Origin of the sequence: Paenibacillus paludis (genome assembly GCF_042610515.1) — a bacterium.
GTDB lineage: Bacteria > Bacillota > Bacilli > Paenibacillales > Paenibacillaceae > Paenibacillus_AQ.
The window spans coordinates 24,397-41,671 of the sequence record NZ_JBGJZP010000001.1; the positions used below are offsets into that span (position 1 = coordinate 24,397).

At 51.4% G+C, this 17,275-nt stretch carries 12 protein-coding genes; 11 read left to right on the forward strand and 1 reads right to left on the reverse strand.

Annotated features, from left to right (window positions below; all coding sequences use genetic code 11):
• The first annotated feature begins 2 nt into the window (after positions 1 to 2).
• Complete coding sequence (locus ACAN56_RS00105) at positions 3 to 2,297, forward strand: DUF4962 domain-containing protein (protein WP_379139574.1); 2,295 nt, start codon at positions 3 to 5, stop codon at positions 2,295 to 2,297.
• 56 nt (positions 2,298 to 2,353) lie between these two features.
• Positions 2,354 to 3,910, forward strand: a complete 1,557-nt coding sequence (locus ACAN56_RS00110; protein ID WP_379139576.1) for an extracellular solute-binding protein — start codon at positions 2,354 to 2,356, stop codon at positions 3,908 to 3,910.
• Between the two features lie 142 nt (positions 3,911 to 4,052).
• On the opposite strand, the gene ACAN56_RS00115 is transcribed toward ACAN56_RS00110, so the two are convergent.
• Positions 4,053 to 4,727, reverse strand: coding sequence for a FadR/GntR family transcriptional regulator (locus tag ACAN56_RS00115; protein ID WP_038591987.1), 675 nt, complete (start codon positions 4,725 to 4,727; stop codon positions 4,053 to 4,055).
• Positions 4,728 to 5,026: 299 nt separating this feature from the next.
• On the opposite strand from ACAN56_RS00115, the gene ACAN56_RS00120 reads away from it, so the two are divergent.
• The 9 genes from ACAN56_RS00120 to ACAN56_RS00160 all read left to right on the forward strand — a co-directional run bounded on the left by ACAN56_RS00120 (position 5,027) and on the right by ACAN56_RS00160 (position 17,220).
• On the forward strand, positions 5,027 to 5,983 hold the full coding sequence (locus tag ACAN56_RS00120) for a sugar kinase (RefSeq protein ID WP_379139579.1): 957 nt from the start codon (positions 5,027 to 5,029) through the stop codon (positions 5,981 to 5,983).
• Positions 5,984 to 6,013: 30 nt separating this feature from the next.
• The gene (locus ACAN56_RS00125) at positions 6,014 to 6,679 is read left to right on the forward strand and encodes a bifunctional 4-hydroxy-2-oxoglutarate aldolase/2-dehydro-3-deoxy-phosphogluconate aldolase (protein ID WP_379139581.1); all 666 of its coding nucleotides are present in this window, start codon (positions 6,014 to 6,016) and stop codon (positions 6,677 to 6,679) included.
• A 3-nt stretch (positions 6,680 to 6,682) separates the two neighbouring features.
• Positions 6,683 to 7,831, forward strand: a complete 1,149-nt coding sequence (gene dgoD, locus ACAN56_RS00130) for a galactonate dehydratase (RefSeq protein WP_379139583.1) — start codon at positions 6,683 to 6,685, stop codon at positions 7,829 to 7,831.
• A 29-nt stretch (positions 7,832 to 7,860) separates the two neighbouring features.
• On the forward strand, positions 7,861 to 10,863 hold the full coding sequence (locus ACAN56_RS00135; RefSeq protein WP_038591999.1) for a glycoside hydrolase family 2 TIM barrel-domain containing protein: 3,003 nt from the start codon (positions 7,861 to 7,863) through the stop codon (positions 10,861 to 10,863).
• A gap of 109 nt (positions 10,864 to 10,972) precedes the next feature.
• A complete protein-coding gene (locus ACAN56_RS00140; protein WP_052092085.1) occupies positions 10,973 to 12,694 on the forward strand; it encodes a cache domain-containing sensor histidine kinase in 1,722 nt (573 codons plus the stop codon).
• Entirely contained in the window at positions 12,661 to 13,944 is a 1,284-nt protein-coding gene (locus ACAN56_RS00145; RefSeq protein WP_379139586.1) for a response regulator transcription factor, read from the forward strand. The genes ACAN56_RS00140 and ACAN56_RS00145 overlap by 34 nt, the downstream gene beginning before the upstream one ends.
• Before the next feature lie 133 nt (positions 13,945 to 14,077).
• The gene (locus ACAN56_RS00150; RefSeq protein WP_052092086.1) at positions 14,078 to 15,412 is read left to right on the forward strand and encodes an ABC transporter substrate-binding protein; all 1,335 of its coding nucleotides are present in this window, start codon (positions 14,078 to 14,080) and stop codon (positions 15,410 to 15,412) included.
• A gap of 33 nt (positions 15,413 to 15,445) precedes the next feature.
• Positions 15,446 to 16,327, forward strand: a complete 882-nt coding sequence (locus tag ACAN56_RS00155; protein ID WP_379139588.1) for a carbohydrate ABC transporter permease — start codon at positions 15,446 to 15,448, stop codon at positions 16,325 to 16,327.
• 14 nt (positions 16,328 to 16,341) lie between these two features.
• Positions 16,342 to 17,220, forward strand: coding sequence for a carbohydrate ABC transporter permease (locus ACAN56_RS00160; RefSeq protein WP_340898284.1), 879 nt, complete (start codon positions 16,342 to 16,344; stop codon positions 17,218 to 17,220).
• Positions 17,221 to 17,275 lie beyond the last annotated feature (55 nt).

Consider the following 17,275-nt stretch of genomic DNA (forward strand, 5'->3'; position numbering starts at 1 on the left):
AGATGTCAGAACCTTTATTTCAACCTGCCAGCGGCGTGCTCGACCTGCCTTATGGTCCTGATGAACATTTGGATGTTGGAGAGAACCCGCCGCGGTTTACATGGATGCCCGCAAGTCTGGAAGCAGGGAAGTATGAGCTGCAGATCTCCTCAAACAAAGAGTTTGAGCCTGAATGTACGCTGACCTACAGTCAAATTCCCTATAATCTGTTTACTCCGGATAAAGCGCTTGAACCAGGCATGTATTATTGGCGGTACACTCTTATCGGAGAGAACGATATCCGTTCCGAGTGGAGCAAAGTAAGAGCTTTCGTGGTTGCGGATGAGCTGCCGTTAACGCCTCTGCCATCCCGAACGGAACGGTATACCGCTGCTTCCGGCAATCATCCGCGGCTTTGGCTTCAGGAGGAACAACTTGAATCATACCGGGAAACCATCCGCCAAGACCCTGAGTTAACAGGCTGGGCTGATTTCCTAAAGCATTCCGTACTGCCCTGGACAGAACGAGCGCTTATTCCCGAGCCTGCGCCGTATCCGGATAACAAGCGTGTTGCCAAGCTATGGCGGCAGATGTATATGGACTGTCAGGAAGTTTTCTATGCTGTTCGGCATTTAGCCATAGCAGGGGTTGTGCTGGAGGACGAAGCGCTTATTGCCAAAGCGAGAGAGTGGCTGCTTCATGCTGCAAGCTGGAACACGGAGGGTACCACCAGCCGGGACTACAATGATGAATGCTCCTTTCGCATAGCCGGAGCGTTGGCATGGGGCTATGATTGGCTGCACAGCTCTCTGACAGAAGAGGAACGTCTTAAGGTACGGCAGGCACTGCTGCGGAGAACCGGTCAGATCGCCTTCCACGTCATCGAACGCTCCCGAATTCATCAAGTGCCTTATGACAGCCATGCCATCCGTTCTTTATCCTCCGTGCTCGTTCCCTGCTGTATTTCCATGTTGGGCGAGGAGGAGGAAGTTCAGGAATGGCTTGATTATACGCTGGAGTACTTCTCCGCCATGTATACTCCATGGGGTGGCAAGGATGGCGGCTGGGCCGAAGGCCCGATGTATTGGACCACTCAAATGGCTTTTGTTACGGAGGCACTTAATCTGGTCCGCAAATACATGGGCATCAACTTCTATGAGCGTCCCTTCTTCCGCAAAACCGGCGACTTTCCGCTCTATTGCTTCAGCCCGGATACCTTGAGGGCCAGCTTCGGGGATCAATCATCGCTGGGAGATCCGGTCAGTCTCAAGACGGGCTTCAATATCCGCCAGTTTGCCGGTTTAACGGGAAATGGACAGTACCAGTGGTATTATGAACGGACAAAGGAATTGAATCCCGATAGCCAGATGATCTTCTATAACTACGGCTGGTGGGATTTCCGGTTCGATGAGATGGTTTACCGCACGGATTATCCGCAGGTTCCTTCAGAACCACCGGTGGCCGCAGAGCCTCTCAAGTGGTTTCAGGATGTTGGCTGGGTCGCCATGCATCACCGGATGGAAGCTCCGCAGGAACATGTCATGATGCTGGCCAAGAGCAGCCGTTACGGTTCTGTGAGCCATAGCCACGGGGATCAGAACGCCTTCCTGCTGCATGCTTTCGGCGAGCCTCTGGCTATCGAAAGCGGCCATTACGTCGCATTCAACAGTACAATGCATATGCAGTGGCGCAAGCAGACCCGCTCCAAGAACGTAATTCTTATTGACGGAAAAGGCCAATATGCCGGCACGGACAAGTCGAAGAACATGGCAGCCTACGGCAAGGTGCTGAAAGCGACCACTGCACCTGGGATCAGCTACACGCAAATGGATGCAACGGAAGCCTACCGGGAGAATGTACCCTATATTAAACGGTATGTGCGGGAGATCCACTTTTTTGACAACGCTTATTTTGTTATTACAGATAGTGTCGATCTGGAGCGTCCCGGAAAATTGGATTGGCTGTTCCATACGCTCTATCCCATGAAGTTAAAGGACCAAACCTTCAAAGTAAATGGCCAAAAAGCTCAAATGGAGGGCAGGTTTGTCTACAGCTCCTCCGGAGATATGGCGCTTAGCCAAAATAATCAATTTACCGATGTAGATCCGAAGGAATGGGAAGGGCTGCCCGAGCACTGGCATTTGACTGCATCCACCCAAGAGGCTATAAGCCATCGGATCGTTACGCTTCTGATTCCCCAAAAATCTGGAAGCCGGGATTACGTATCATACTTCATGGACGATCAGGACCATGGGGTTCATGTTTACTTTACCAATCAGGGGGTTACCCGCCGGGTTGAGATTCCTAAAGCATATTAGTCTAAAACACATTTTCATTTGCGTATGGCACCCCATTGTACAAGGAGAGGGTTATCATGAAAAAATGGATTGGCGTCTGTCTGACTGCTTTATTGGCTGCTACAGCCGTTGCAGGTTGCGCGGACAAGGACAAAGAAGAGACTGCCGGAGGAGCGTCAAATGCGCCGCAGAAAACTAAATTCTCCATCTCGATGCGGACACTGGCTTTTAACTATGTTGAGAAATCACCTAATCTGAATAAGGATAAATGGGTGAAAAAACTGGAGGAGATGACAAACACCGATCTGGACATTGTGCTGGTGCCTCATAAAGAATTCGAGCAGAAAATGGTTCAGATGTTTGCCACTAACGATATTCCGGATGTGGTTCAAGGCTCGGGCGGTGTAAACGGCAAGGAAATGGCCGGTTCCGTTGAAGCCGGCGTGTTCATGCCCTTGGATGATCTGCTTGAGCAACATGGTCGGAACCTGTTGAAAGTAATCCCGAAGGAAGCCTGGGAAAACGTCACCTATCAAGGAAAAATCTACGCAATACCTGAGTTCCTGTCCAATCCGTCCCGTCGCGCGACTTGGATTCGCAAGGACCTGCTGGATCAAACCGGCTTGCAGGTTCCAAAAACAGTAGATGAGTACTTGAATGTGCTGCGGGCTTTTAAAAAACTGGGTGTTGATAACCCTTACATGGGACGCCAGGATTTCAAATATGCCGATGCTTTCTTTGGCGCTTATGATGTTTTTCCGTACCTGACGATGTTCGAGGAAGTAAACGGCCAGGTTCAGCCGAAGTTTATGGATAACGAAAATATGATGAAGGCGTTAGAAACATACAACACCATGTATAAAGAGGGGTTAATCAACAAGGAATTCGCCACCATCAACCCGACCAACTACAAGAATGCGATTCTCTCAGGCAACGCGGGCATGTGGACGATGAATGCCAACGAGCTGCTGCAGTGGGAGCAGCAATTGAAGGCTACAACGCCATCCGCCAAGCTGGAGATTATCCCGTCGCCAGTTGGCCCAGACGGAAAAGGCGGCTCTTATTTGTACGGCTCCGCTACGCGCACCTACTTTATCAAGGAAGGCACGAAAAATGCTGCGGATATTGTGAAATTCTTTGACTGGATGCTGAGCGAAGAGGCGGAAACCTTCTTTACCTTCGGGATCAAGGGCGAATCCTACAAGGAAGAGAACGGCAAAATCGTATATACGGCCCCCACGGATTCCGCTGCCATAGATGAAGAGCGCTACCGTCAGTCTTTCCTGTGGCTGGTGCAAGACACCACTTATAACAAGGGTGTCCTGAACATGACGGAAGAAGGCAAAAACCTGATCAAAGTATATGATACGATTCTGGCTAATGAAGGCCGGGACGGGATTCAATTCGACCCGCGTCTGGACGCACTGGTGAAGAATCCGGACATCGCTCCCAACTCGGACACAGCTCCTCCGGTGCTGCTGACGCATATGGTGAAGATGGTGTATGGCAAGGAACCCATCGGTGACTGGCCGAAGGTTGTGGAAGAGTGGCTTTCCAAGGGCGGCGAGGACGTCATCAAGGAAGCTATGGAAAAATACAACTCTAAAACCGGCGTCACCATGCCCCGCAGATAAGATAGCCCTCCTGATGGTTTAAACCGATGCGGATACCAGTACTTCGGATGGGGTATCCGTTACTACAGGGAGTTTATAGGCGTGTTAAACAAGCTGTCGAGATTATTCTCGGCAGCTTGTTTTGCAGTGTCACTGGGTGAATCTACTTCTTCAGGGTTGTCAGCATACTCTGGATATGGCTCTCCATTAGCTGCCGTGCTGTTTCGCTTTGTCGTTCCTCGATGGCAATGGCGATCAGAACATGATAATTGGAAGCTTTCGTCCGCATATTGGGCAGCGTATTGGTCTGCTTGCGCCCTTCGGCCAGCAATGGAAGAATCGAATTCAGCATCCGCGCCACTACCGGATTTGCTGCCCCTTCGGCGATTAACTGATGAAAGGCAAGGTCTGTCTCGAAGAATGGGCCACCTTCCTCCATTTGCCGCACCATTCGCTCTGCCAGTACCCGCAGCCTGCGGATCTGATCGTCATCGGCCCGCTGCGCGGCCAGAGCGGCAAGTTCAGGCTCAATGAGCAGTCTTGCTTCCAGCAGATCCACTATCGAAATGTTTTCCAATTCCTCTAAGGCTACCGCCGGATCATCCAACAGCAGCGGATCGTTTCGTACATACATCCCACGTCCGTGCTCAATGCTGACATTCCCCTGACTCTCTAATATCCGCAGCGCCTCGCGTACTGTAGTAACGCTAACGGAAAAATCAGCAGCTAGCTGCTGCAGAGTAGGAAGCCGATCCCCCGGAGCCCATTCCCCATCGAGGATTTTCTGTTTCATAAGCTCTATTGTAGCCTGAAACGCGGTCTGTTTGATCTGTTTCATGTTTAGCCGTCCTTATCACTTGGAATGAATTCATTTTAGCATAGGAGCTTCTTGAGGATAAGCAGATATGTCTAAGTATTGATTTAGTATTGACTAGCAAACAACAAGATAATATGATTGTAGCATAAAGATCGTATCATTATCGTAAAGGTAATTACATTTAACGCTAAAAAACAATGGATCGCACGGTTTTTTTGTGTAATAAGGCAAAAAAGTAAGTGATTTAATTTCGTTCAAGATTAAAGATATGATCTTTATGTGGAAACTCTATCAGTGATGAAGCAGAAGGAGGAGGGGCAATGGAGGTAGTAACCTTTGGGGAAACCATGGTACTTCTGGCACCGGACCGGATGGTTCCCCTGGAGTATGTGAACGGCTTTCACAAGCATGTTGCAGGAGCCGAGACCAATGTGGCAGTTGGGCTTGCCCGTATGGGACATACCGTGGGCTGGTTCAGCAAGCTCGGAAATGATCCATTTGGACGCTATATTAGGCAGGTCGTAAGAGGACATGGCGTCGATACTTCCGAAGTCAGGATTACAGACGAAGCGCCGACGGGAGTGTTTTTCAAAGAACAAATATCCCCGGACAAAATACAGGTGTACTACTACCGCAAACAATCGGCTGCCAGCCTGATGCACGAGGATGAGCTTAATGAGGCTTATGTTGGAAAAGCCCGCATCCTGCATGTTACCGGCATTACTCCGGCGCTTAGCCCGGAGTGCAGGAAATTAACCTTTCGAGCCCTCGAAGCGGCAAAAAAACACGGTGCGGCCATTGTGTTTGATCCCAATATCCGCTGGAAGCTTTGGAACAGAGAGGAAGCCTGCGTTGTGCTTAATGAAATGGCGGCACTTGCCGACTACGTGCTGCCCGGTATTGAGGAGGGACAGTTTCTGACAGGATGCTGTACGCCTGCAGACATCGCAGATCGTCTGCTGAAATCCGGCGCCGGTGCTGTCGTAATCAAGCTCGGCGCCAACGGGGCTTATTACAGTAACGGACGAATCGCGGGAAATGAGCCAGGGTTTCCGGTGAAACGGCTCATTGATCCGATGGGGGCCGGAGACGGTTTTGCCGCCGGATTTATAAGCGGATTGCTGCAAGGGGAGGACCTGCCCTCAGCGGTCCGACGCGGCAACGCGGTAGGTTCCATTGTTGTCGGGGTAAGCGGCGATGTGGAAGGTCTTCCGACACGGCAGGATGTAGATCTTCTCCTGGCAGGGGGATCCGACATGGAGGATATTATCCGGTAAGTGAGGGCAATCCAAAGGAGGAGGAAAGAAATGGACAAAAAAATTCAGATTGAGCGGTTGATAACTTCCGGACTGGTCGCTGTTATTCGCAGACCTGAGCCTGAAAGGGTGGATAAAATTGCCGCGGCACTGGCAGATGGCGGTGTCGGGGCGCTGGAGATTACAGCCGATACGCCGGAAGTGAACAGGTTGATCGCGGACATGAAGGCGAAATATGGAGATCGCCTGCTGGTGGGAGCAGGTACGGTGCTGAAGTTGACGCAGGCCGAGCAGGCTATCGCGGCGGGAGCCGATTTTATTTTTTCGCCAAATTTGAATGAGGCAATTGTGGATCTGACCTTAAAGTACGGGCGAATCTCCATCCCAGGCGTAATGACGCCGACCGAAGCTGTCAGAGGGCACGAAGCTGGTGCAGACCTGCTAAAGGTGTTCCCCGGCGGTTCGCTGGGCGCCTCCTACATAAAGGAACTGCAGGGGCCCCTTGGTCATATCCGGATGATGCCGACAGGAGGGGTGACACTTGCGAATGTCGGATCCTTCATTGCCGCCGGATCTGTTGCCGTCGGTTTAGGAAGCGCTCTCGTAGACCGGAAAGTGGTGGAACGGGGCGACTATGGGAAGATAACAGAGACGGCCCGCCAATTTGCGAAAGAAGTCAGCAAGGCTAGAATGAACAACACAAAAGGAGCTAAATAATCGATGAAAATAACCGGATTTGAGACCTTTATCGTTCCTCCCCGCTGGCTGTTTCTAAAGATTGAAACCGATGAGGGCATATCCGGCTGGGGAGAGCCGGTGGTCGAAGGTAAGGCTCACACTGTTCAGACCGCAGTGGAAGAGCTGATGGATCTTTTGATCGGACAGGATCCTCAGCGGATTGAAGACCTATGGCAGTTGATGTACCGGGGAGGATTTTATCGTGGCGGGGCTATTTTGATGAGCGCGATAGCCGGGATCGATCAGGCGTTGTGGGATATTAAAGGGAAAATCTACAATGCGCCCGTGTACCAGCTGCTCGGCGGCGCTTGCCGCAATTCAATGCGGGTTTACTCCTGGATAGGCGGAGACCGCCCCATCGATGTCGTCAAATCTGCTCTGGAGAAGAAGGCCGCCGGTTTCACGGCGATTAAGATGAACGCCTCGGAAGAGATGCAGTTCATTGATACACATGACAAGGTGTATGCAATCGTTGAGCGGGTCGCCGCCATTCGGGAGGCCTGTGGACCGGAATTCGGGATCGCTGTCGATTTTCACGGGCGGCTTCACAAACCGATGGCAAGGGGACTGGCCAGAGAGCTGGATCCGTACCGTCTGATGTTCATTGAAGAGCCGGTGCTGCCGGAAAACAACGAAGTACTGCGGGAAATCGCACATCATACCAGCACTCCGATCGCGACGGGTGAGCGCATGTTCTCACGCTGGGATTTTAAAAATCTGCTGAAGGATGGGGTGGTCGATATTATTCAGCCCGACCTGTCCCATGCGGGAGGCATCACGGAATGCAAGAAAATATTCGCCATGGCCGAGGCGTTCGATGTTGCGGTCGCTCCGCACTGTCCGCTTGGGCCGATTGCTCTTGCCGCCTGTCTTCAGGTAGATGCGACGTCTTATAATGCGGTCATTCAGGAACAAAGCCTCGGCATCCATTATAATCAAGGAAATGACCTGCTGGATTATATCACCGATCCTACAGTTTTTGCCTACAGTGACGGTCATGTCAATATTCCCTCCGGACCGGGTCTTGGCATTACGGTGAACGAGGAGTATGTGCGGAAGATGGCGGAGTCGGGCCACCGTTGGAGAAATCCGGTATGGCGGCATCGGGACGGCAGCATTGCTGAGTGGTAAGGCCTATTACAATATTCAGGAGGATGGTCATGTCATTTATTCCGAATTACTGGGAAGATACCGAGACGCTGCAGATTAACAGGAAAGCATCCAGAGCTTACTATATCCCATACGCGTCAGCTGCAGACGCGCGCCGCAGAAAGCGGGGGCGTTCCCCGTATTATCAGACGCTGAACGGCCGCTGGAAGTTCAAATATCACGCCAGCGTCAGAGAGGTCAAGGAAGATTGTGTGGCCCCTGACCATGACATCAGCCGTTGGGATGATCTGGTGGTTCCGTCCTGCTGGCAAGTTAACGGTTATGATCAACTGCATTACACGAACATCAACTATCCCTTTCCGTTTGACCCGCCCTTCGTGCCCAATGATAATCCTGCCGGACTTTATGTCAGGGAGTTCACACTGCCGGATAATTGGAACGGCAAGGAGAAGGTGGCGGTATTTGAAGGAGTCAATTCCTGCTTCTACCTGTGGGTGAACGGACAATTTGTTGGCTACAGCCAAGGAAGCCGGATGCCGGCCGAATTCGATATATCGCCTTATGTCCGTCCTGGTGTGAACCGGATGGCCGTCATGGTGCTGAAATGGTGCGACGGAAGTTATGTGGAGGATCAGGATCTTTGGAGATTCTCTGGTATTTTCCGGGACGTCTACCTGCTTGCCAGGGATTCCGCTCATATCTCCGATGTATTCAACCGCACATCTCTGTCCGCAAGCTTCGATAGTGCGGAGCTAAACTGCGAGGTGGAGACAACAGGCAGGCTTGAAGTTGAAGCTGTTCTGCAGGATGCAGACGGTGCTGAGGTAGAGCGGACGCAGGCCGTGATCGAAGGCCAAGGTACGTTGAAGCTGCATGTTCAGAATCCCGTGCTGTGGAATGCAGAGAACCCGCATTTATACCATTTATACTTGTTCGCAGGCGATGAAGTGCTGCATTTTCCCGTAGGCTTACGCGAAATATCCATTCAGGATGGCGTGTTCACGATCAACGGTCAAGCGGTAAAGCTTAAGGGTGTCAATCGACATGACTCCCACCCGGAGCTTGGACAGACGATTCCGGTCAATCATATGATCAAAGATTTGCGGCTGATGAAACAGCATAATATCAATACCATTCGAACCTCGCATTACCCGAACGACTCCCGTTTTCTGGAGCTCTGCGACGAATACGGCTTCTATGTGATCGGAGAAGCCGATCTGGAATGTCATGGCGCGCTTCCTGCAGGGGACTTCAACTGGTTCACGCGCAACCCCGAGTGGGAGAAAACTTTTGTCGAGCGGGCAACCCGGATGGTGGAGCGGGATAAGAACCACCCATGTATCATCATTTGGTCCATGGGCAACGAATCCGGTTATGGAGAGAACCATATGGCAATGGCCCGCTGGACCAAAGCAAGGGACGCTTCACGTCCTATTCACTACGAGGGTTCGGATCCCCGCCACGGCGGCAGCCCGGATACGGAGGTGCTCGACATGGAGAGCCGGATGTATGCCTCCAGCGGGGCGATTGCAGCGTACGCGTCCGATCCGGATACGACCAAACCGATGTTTCTGTGTGAATACAGCCATGCCATGGGTAACGGGCCCGGTGATTTGCAGGATTACTGGGATGTGATCAACCGGTATCCGAAGCTGATGGGTGGATGTGTCTGGGAATGGGTGGATCATGGCATCAAGATTATGAAACACGGACGGCCTTATTATGCTTATGGGGGAGATTTCGGCGATCAGCCTAATGACGGCAACTTCTGCATTGACGGTCTGGTTGCCCCCGACCGGAAGCCGCATTCCGGACTGCTGGAACTCAAGCAGGTGATTGCACCCGTTGTATTTGAAGCCAAAGAAATCGGATCGGGGCTCATAGAAATTCACAACCGCTATGATTTCAGGGATCTATCTCATGTGAGAGTTCTGTGGAAATTGGAAAAGGACGGTGAAACGGTAAGTCAAGGTGAAATCAGCGGTTTGTCGGCCGGCCCTCACGGATCGCAGACAATCGAAGCTGGTTTCGCGATGCCGGAGGAGCCGGGAAGGTACTTTGTTACTCTGTCGTGCAGGACGGCGAAAGAAACCTGGTGGGCATCACCCGGCCATGAAATTTCCTTCGGCCAGTTTGAACTGCCGGCTCCGCAGCGTGAGCTGTTCCAACCCGAGGCCCGGTCACCTCTCCAGGTGGAGCGCCGGGACGACCGGCTTGTCATCACGGGATTTGATTTTGAATATGGCTTTAATCTTGGCACCGGTATGTTTGACAGCCTGGTCAAGAATGGAGTGGAGATGCTGCTTGCGCCGCTTTCTTTTGCGGTATGGCGCGCCCCGGCGGATAATGACCGGTTCGTGAAGCACGAATGGATGCAGGAGGGGTACGAACGGGCTGTAACCCATATTTACCGCGTGGACACGATCCGGCAGGACGGTGAAGCCGTAGAGCTGGAAGCGTTCTTCTCGATGGGAGGCTATTTACGTCCGCCGTTCTTACGGGGAACGTTCCGCTGGAAGGTGGACGCAACAGGAGAGCTTTATCTCCGTACTAACGTAACGACCAGAGACGGTATTCCATTCTTGCCCCGGTTCGGGCTGTGCGCTGTGATGCCGGAAGGGAATGAGGAGATCGAATATTTCGGCAGGGGTCCCCATGAAAGCTACATCGACAAGGGACATAGCACTAAAATAGGAAAATACCTGACTACCGTCGATGAGCAGTTTGTGGATTATATCATGCCGCAGGAGAACGGTTCCCACAATGAAACGGAATGGGTTATTGTCTCGAATGAGCTCGGCATGGGACTGAGATTCCGGAGTGACCGTCCATTCTCCTTCAATGCTTCGCATTATACACCGGAGGATCTGACCCAAACCTCGCATCAATACGATCTGACCCGCAGGCCGGAGACAATTGTTCATCTGGATTATCAAATGAGCGGCGTAGGCTCCAATTCCTGCGGTCCCGCGCTGCTGGCTCCCTACAGGCTGGATGAGAAGGAGTTCCAGTTTGAGCTGAATATTGCACCGGTGTTCAAAGAAGACGAATAAACCGGGATTAACCGGATTTGCGGAAATAGGCAAGGGGGACCGGATCACGTAGATCCGGTTGCCCTTTTTACGCTTTGGTAAGGCCAGTCGATGCTGTGGAGGGAACGGAATGAAAACGAAAGCTTCACACCCCCGGAACAAAGGCAAACCGCAGGCATTATCAATAGGCCGAAGCATGTACGCCAAGCTGCTGATGTTCTTCACAGTCATTGCGCTGCTTCCGTTGGCCGTAATGGGTTATTTCTCTAATCATAAATCGTCGCAGATCGTGAATTCACAGTTCGGGAGCTACGGAATGAACGCCATTGAGGAGCTTAAGCTCCATTTGGATACCAGCATCGCGCAGATGGACAATATTACGGGCAATCTACTGAATTATTTGATCTCTACACCCATGGTCATCGAAGATGGCGGAACGCTGAACTATAGCCGATATAAGGAGGAACAGGCGCTCCAGCGCTATCTTATATCTTTTGAAACGGTCAATATTGTAAGTGTTTCGGTTGTGATGCCTTCGGGGAAATTTATCGGAAGCGGCGGACTTGATCAGGCAAGGCTTACGGATTCCTCCTTCTGGCGCCAAGTTGCCGGGAATGGCGGAAGACAAGTTATCATCCACCGGCCGGATTACTATTACAGCTTTGTAAATGACAACATGGTCATCAGCCTGGTTGTGCCGGTCAAGGATCACTTCGGACTCCCGCCAGGCAGCCGGATTCTAATCGATACGAAGGCGGATTCTGTGGTGAATCTGCTTCGGGCGTTTCAGCATAATATGAATGCTCACCTGCAAATACGGGCAGCGGACGGAAGCGTACTGCTGCAAAGCTCGGAGAAATACAGTAGTTCGGAGGACGATATTGTCTGGTCCGGCGTTATGGAGCGGGAGGGCTGGACTGTTGAGGCCAGAATGCCGCATGCTGAGTTCTATCGCTCCTCGGGCGTGATCCTGAACTATACGCTGATTGTTGCGGGCTGCACGCTGCTCTTCGCCATCGCGATGGCCCATTTCTTCTCGCTTCGGCTTACGCGGCCCATTCAAAAGCTGACCCATTCGATGCGAAGATTCGGACAAGGGGAGCTGTTCATCCAGACCCCGGTGCTCACCAGCGATGAGCTGGGCTATTTAAGCCAATCCTTCAACCGGATGACCGGACAAATCCAGGATCTGGTGCGTGAGATCAGCCGGAGCGAAAAGCTGAAGAGCGAAGCGGAACTGCGGGCGCTTCACTACCAGATCAACCCCCACCTGCTATTTAACACACTGAACAGCATTCAGTGGAAGGCGAGGTTGGCCGGGCGCCGCGATATTCAGAAAATGATTGAGCATCTGGTTGCCGTCCTGGAGAGCACTTTTGCAGTGACTAAAACACTGGTGCCGCTTGAGGAGGAACTGGCTTTAGTGCTTCATTTTATCGAAATCCAGCGGCTCCGGTACGATGATGCCTTTAGTTTCAAGCTGGAGGCCGAGCCGGAGCTGATGTCCTGCCTGGTGCCGCGGATGGTGTTCCAGCCGCTACTGGAGAACATCTTTTTTCACGGCTTTACAGACGGAGCAGGTGAAATTAGGCTGTCACTCGTCTCCGGATCAGGCGAAATTAAGGCGGAGTTAACTGACAACGGGATCGGTATCAAGCCGGAGCATTTGCTCTATGTGAGGAACGGCCAAGTCATTCCGGGCAAAAAAGGAGGACTTGGCATGCGGAATGTCAGAGAGCGCTTTAACATGCATTTTGGCGAAAACTGCGATTTTACGATAGAGTCCGAACGAAACCACGGAAGTAAGGTGATCATACGATGGCCAAAGAATTACGGAGAGATTTACCCCTGAAGGTGCTTATCGTTGATGATGAACAGCTTGTGAGAAAAGGGCTGAGGATGACAGTGGACTGGGACAGACATGGCATGGCAGTCGTCGGCGATGCACCTAACGGCATCCTGGGCTGGGAGAAGGTGCTCAATCATGAACCCGACATTGTCATTACCGACATCGTGATGCCCGAGATGGACGGAATCGAGCTGGCTCATAAAATTAGACACAGATATCCCCATGTCAAAATCCTGTTTCTGAGCTGTCACCGCGACTTTGCTTACGCACAGCAGGGGATCCAGCTCGGTATCTCCGACTATATTGTAAAAACCAGCATGGGCGACGAGGAAATGGAGCGATGCCTCGATAAAATCCGGCGTGAATGCGAGCTTCATCTGCAGAATCAGTCCTCCATGGCAGCATCTGAGGACGAGATGCAAATTGTAATGGAGTGGCTTCGGGTACAGGATATCAGTGCAGACGAGAGGCTGGTAGCCAAGCTGAATGGAGATTGGAGCTGGATGACCCGAGGCGGCTGCATCTTTCATTTGTATGATAATGGAAGCGCTAACAATTCCAGTTTTTCGATGTCTGATGACAAACGGAAGGAATACCGCAATGAAGTCCCCTCCCCAATAGGCCCGGAACCGGAGCCAAAAGCTTTTCTAAAGATTGGTGAGGCATTTGCATCCGGGTCACCAGGACGTGCGTTCTTACCGTGTCCAGACGGTACTGCGCTGCTGGCCTGCCACTGGGCGGAACGGGATACGGCGGAGCATGAACTGCTGCATCTGAAGAGTTCACGTAATCCCGGATTGGGATGGAGACTGGAGGGGCCGGTTGAGGGCGGGGTACGATGGATAGAGGGCGTGCTGCGTCTGTTGCGCCTGCGGGCAATCGAGCGCGAGACCCGTCTGGTTAGCCGCCAGCATAAGGAGGATATTCTCAGCGCCATTGACTATATCAACCACCATCTGCATCTCGATCCCCGAGTCGGCGAAATCGCCGACCGGATCGGTATAAGCCGCAGTTACTTCAGCACCGTATTCAAAGAAGCAACAGGCAGCAGCCTGATTGATTTTCTTTCCCAGAAAAAGCTGGAACGGGCACAGAATCTGCTGGCAATGACAGACTACCGTATGGAGGAAGTAGCGGAGAAGATCGGGATTGGAGACGTCAAATACTTCGCCAAATGGTTTAAGAAAAGTGTCGGATTCGCTCCGGGACAATACCGCCAACAAACAAAAAGACACCAAAATCCAATGAATTGACCTTTCGCCCGTGTAGAAAACGGGCTTTTTTATTACATTCCAATAAAAGTGAACCTTTTTCGAACGGCAGTCGGATTTGAAAACCCTTACATTTCTCTTATGATGGTATCAACCCACTCAAGGAGGTCAAACAATGCATAACAAAAGAGGGAAAATGCTGCTTTCCATGCTTTTTACAGCTTCCATGCTGTTAAGCGCCTGCTCTGGTTCCAACACACAGAGTAATTCCGGATCGGCTGGAACGGATCAGGGGGGAGAGGAGAAGGTGAAGCTTGTCGTCTGGATTTGGGAGCAGGCCAAAGCCGGGATTGATCTAAATATGGACCGGTTCAAGGAAGCTTATCCCAATATCGAAGTTGAGTTCCAAACCATGAAATCCACCGATCTTTATCAGAAGTATTTGGTGTCCTCCAATACTGACGACGCGGTGCCGGATGTGCTGGCGCTCGAATCGACGAATCTATCACAGATGGTGGAGATCAATTCGCTGCTCGACATTACCGAACGTGTGGCTCCATATAAAGATAATATCGTTCCCTACAAATGGAAGGACGCCACCATGGACGATAAAATTTATGCCATGCCATGGGACAGCGGCCCGGTGGTGATGTTCTACAGGAATGACCTGTTCGCTAAGGCCGGTCTGCCGACCGATCCGGATGAGGTCGCCGCCAAGATTAAGACTTGGGACGATTATTATCAAGCCGCCAAGCTGGTGAAGGAGAAGACAGGAGCGTTCATGTACGGCGATTCGAAGACCAATTCCAGCAACCGCGTGTTCGAATCTATGATGTGGCAGCGCGGATACTGGTATTTTGACGAGAACGGCAAGGTCACGGTCGATAGCCCGGAAGTGAAGGAGATCACAGATTACTTGATCAAGATGCAGCAGGAAGAGCTTGTCTATGACGCCCGCGCCAACTCCGACCCTTGGGGCAATGCCATCGGTGAGGGTAAAATCGCCAGCGTAGTCGGCGGTTCCTGGCATGACGCGATCATCGAAAAGCAGTACTCGCCGCAGGATTCGGGCAAATGGTCAGTTACGACGATGCCGAAATGGTCAGCAGACGATAAATATGGCGGGGCTAACCAAGGCGGGTCCAACATGGCGATAAATAAAAACTCGAAGCACCCGGAAGAAGCCTGGAAATTCATCGAATTCATGCTCGGCGATAAGGAGTCTCAGACCAAAATGATGCTGGAAGCTGGGCTATTCCCCTCGTTGAAGACAGTATATTCCGACTCGGCAATGGACAAGCAATTTGATTACTTCAAGGGCCAGCCTATCTTAAAAGTGTATGCCCAATCACTGGAGAGCACCTATCCGCTTGCTTACACCTCCGATTTCCCGATGGCCAACAAGCTGATGACGGACGTGTGGGCAAAGGTGTTCCTGAATGACGCCTCCTCTGGAGATGCGCTAAAGACAATGGCCGATGAACTCCGGCAGAAGACCAAAAGAGAGTAGACAGCAGCAAGGATCAAGGAGGTGAGAATATCTATGGGCAAGACAAGATGGAACAGACAGATGCGTTACGCTCCGTATCTGTACATTTCCCCATACTTTATTTTATTTGGAATCTTTTCACTGTATCCAATTATTTATTCGTTTTATCTCAGTCTCACGGAATGGAACGGTGCAAGTGACAAGCTATTCATCGGGCTGGACAACTATACGGCGCTGCTGAAGGATCATTACTTTTGGCTGTCGCTGTGGAACAGCTTAGTCATCTTCCTGATGTATGTGCCGCTAATGCTCTTTCTTGGCTTAATCTTTGCCAGTATGCTTAACTCCAAATGGATGGTGGGCAAAGGGTTTTTCCGGATGGCTCTGTTTGTGCCGAATTTTGTGTCGGTGGTCGCTGTATCATTCGTATTCGTGCTGCTATTCAATACCCAAGACGGGCTGATCAACACGTTCCTGCTTAACCTCAGTTGGATCAAGTCTCCGCTTCCTTGGCTTGATTCCCCGTGGTGGGCGCGCTTTTCTGTGGCGTTAATGGTACTGTATCGTTGGCTCGGCTACAATATGCTGCTGCTGCTGACCGGTCTGCAAAGTATTCCGAAGGATTTGTACGAAGCAGCTTATGTCGACGGAGCGACGAAAGTGAAAAGCTTCTTCTTCATTACCATTCCTTTGGTCAAAAAAATGCTGCTATTCTGCACCGTGCTGTCCACAATCGGCACCTTCTCGCTCTTTACCGAGCCGTACATTCTTACCAAAGGCGGTCCGCTAAATTCGACGCTGACGCCGGTGCTGATGCTGTATAACGAAAGCTTTCAGAATTTCAACTTCGGCTACGCCTCGTCAATCGCTGTCTGCTTCTTCATCTTGATGATGAGCATATCGCTGATCCAGATGCGTCTATTCGATGAGAAATAAGGGGGGAGAACCGAATGACGCTTTTGACTCAAACGAAAAAGAAGTCTGCGGCGAAAAGGGCCAGCCGTTCAGGTGAGAAGGGTCTGACCGCTGGTGCAGCATTTGTCCTGATGGCCGTGGTCTCCCTCATCACGTTGTTTCCGCTGTTCTGGTTATTCAGCTCATCGCTGAAAGATATCAGCCAAATCTTCGTCAATCCGCCGATCTGGCTGCCGACAACGCTACATTGGGAGAACTTCACTGAATTGTTCGTGAACCGTAAATTTGGCATTATCACCTGGAACAGTTTGCTGCTGTCCACGACGATGACGATTACTGCGCTGCTGTTCTGCAGCCTGGCCGGGTTCGCCTTTGCCAAATATCGGTTTCGCGGCAAGGACATTCTGTTCGTCTTCGTGCTCGCTTCGCTAATGATTCCTCATGAAGCAACGATGGTTCCACTGTTCGTCATTTATAAGAACCTGCATCTCATCGACAACATCTGGGGAGTGATCTTACCCGATCTGGCCAATGCTTTTGGCATCTTCTTCATGCGGCAGTACTGCAGTTCCATTCCCGATGAAATGATGGAGGCGGCACGAATCGACGGTTGCAGCGAGATTGGCATGTTCCGCCGGATCATTCTACCCAACCTGAAATCGGCATTCGCCGCCCTGGGGATTATCCTGTTCGTCAAGCAGTGGAACAACTTTCTGTGGCCGTCCGTGATTCTGCGCTCCCAGGAGCATATGACGTTGTCCGTGGCGCTCAAGGCGCTGGAGGACAGCAACAATACACCTTATCATCTCATCATGGCCGGTTCGGTTGTAAGCGTACTGCCGCTGCTTATTATCGTTCTGATTTTTCAGAGACAGCTTATTTCCGGCATGATTGACGGTGCGATTAAAGGATAAACACGAATAGATTAAAGAGCTGGACATTACCTCGTGAATGGGAAGGAGTTACGCA

What these genes read in the sequence shown, in the direction of transcription:
- ACAN56_RS00105 (WP_379139574.1), top strand. Translation starts at nt 3, where the DNA reads ATGTCAGAACCTTTATTTCAACCTGCCAGCGGCGTGCTCGACCTGCCT.
- ACAN56_RS00110 (WP_379139576.1), top strand. Translation starts at nt 2,354, where the DNA reads ATGAAAAAATGGATTGGCGTCTGTCTGACTGCTTTATTGGCTGCTACA.
- ACAN56_RS00115 (WP_038591987.1), bottom strand. Translation starts at nt 4,727, where the DNA reads ATGAAACAGATCAAACAGACCGCGTTTCAGGCTACAATAGAGCTTATG.
- ACAN56_RS00120 (WP_379139579.1), top strand. Translation starts at nt 5,027, where the DNA reads ATGGAGGTAGTAACCTTTGGGGAAACCATGGTACTTCTGGCACCGGAC.
- ACAN56_RS00125 (WP_379139581.1), top strand. Translation starts at nt 6,014, where the DNA reads ATGGACAAAAAAATTCAGATTGAGCGGTTGATAACTTCCGGACTGGTC.
- dgoD (WP_379139583.1), top strand. Translation starts at nt 6,683, where the DNA reads ATGAAAATAACCGGATTTGAGACCTTTATCGTTCCTCCCCGCTGGCTG.
- ACAN56_RS00135 (WP_038591999.1), top strand. Translation starts at nt 7,861, where the DNA reads ATGTCATTTATTCCGAATTACTGGGAAGATACCGAGACGCTGCAGATT.
- ACAN56_RS00140 (WP_052092085.1), top strand. Translation starts at nt 10,973, where the DNA reads ATGAAAACGAAAGCTTCACACCCCCGGAACAAAGGCAAACCGCAGGCA.
- ACAN56_RS00145 (WP_379139586.1), top strand. Translation starts at nt 12,661, where the DNA reads ATGGCCAAAGAATTACGGAGAGATTTACCCCTGAAGGTGCTTATCGTT.
- ACAN56_RS00150 (WP_052092086.1), top strand. Translation starts at nt 14,078, where the DNA reads ATGCATAACAAAAGAGGGAAAATGCTGCTTTCCATGCTTTTTACAGCT.
- ACAN56_RS00155 (WP_379139588.1), top strand. Translation starts at nt 15,446, where the DNA reads ATGGGCAAGACAAGATGGAACAGACAGATGCGTTACGCTCCGTATCTG.
- ACAN56_RS00160 (WP_340898284.1), top strand. Translation starts at nt 16,342, where the DNA reads ATGACGCTTTTGACTCAAACGAAAAAGAAGTCTGCGGCGAAAAGGGCC.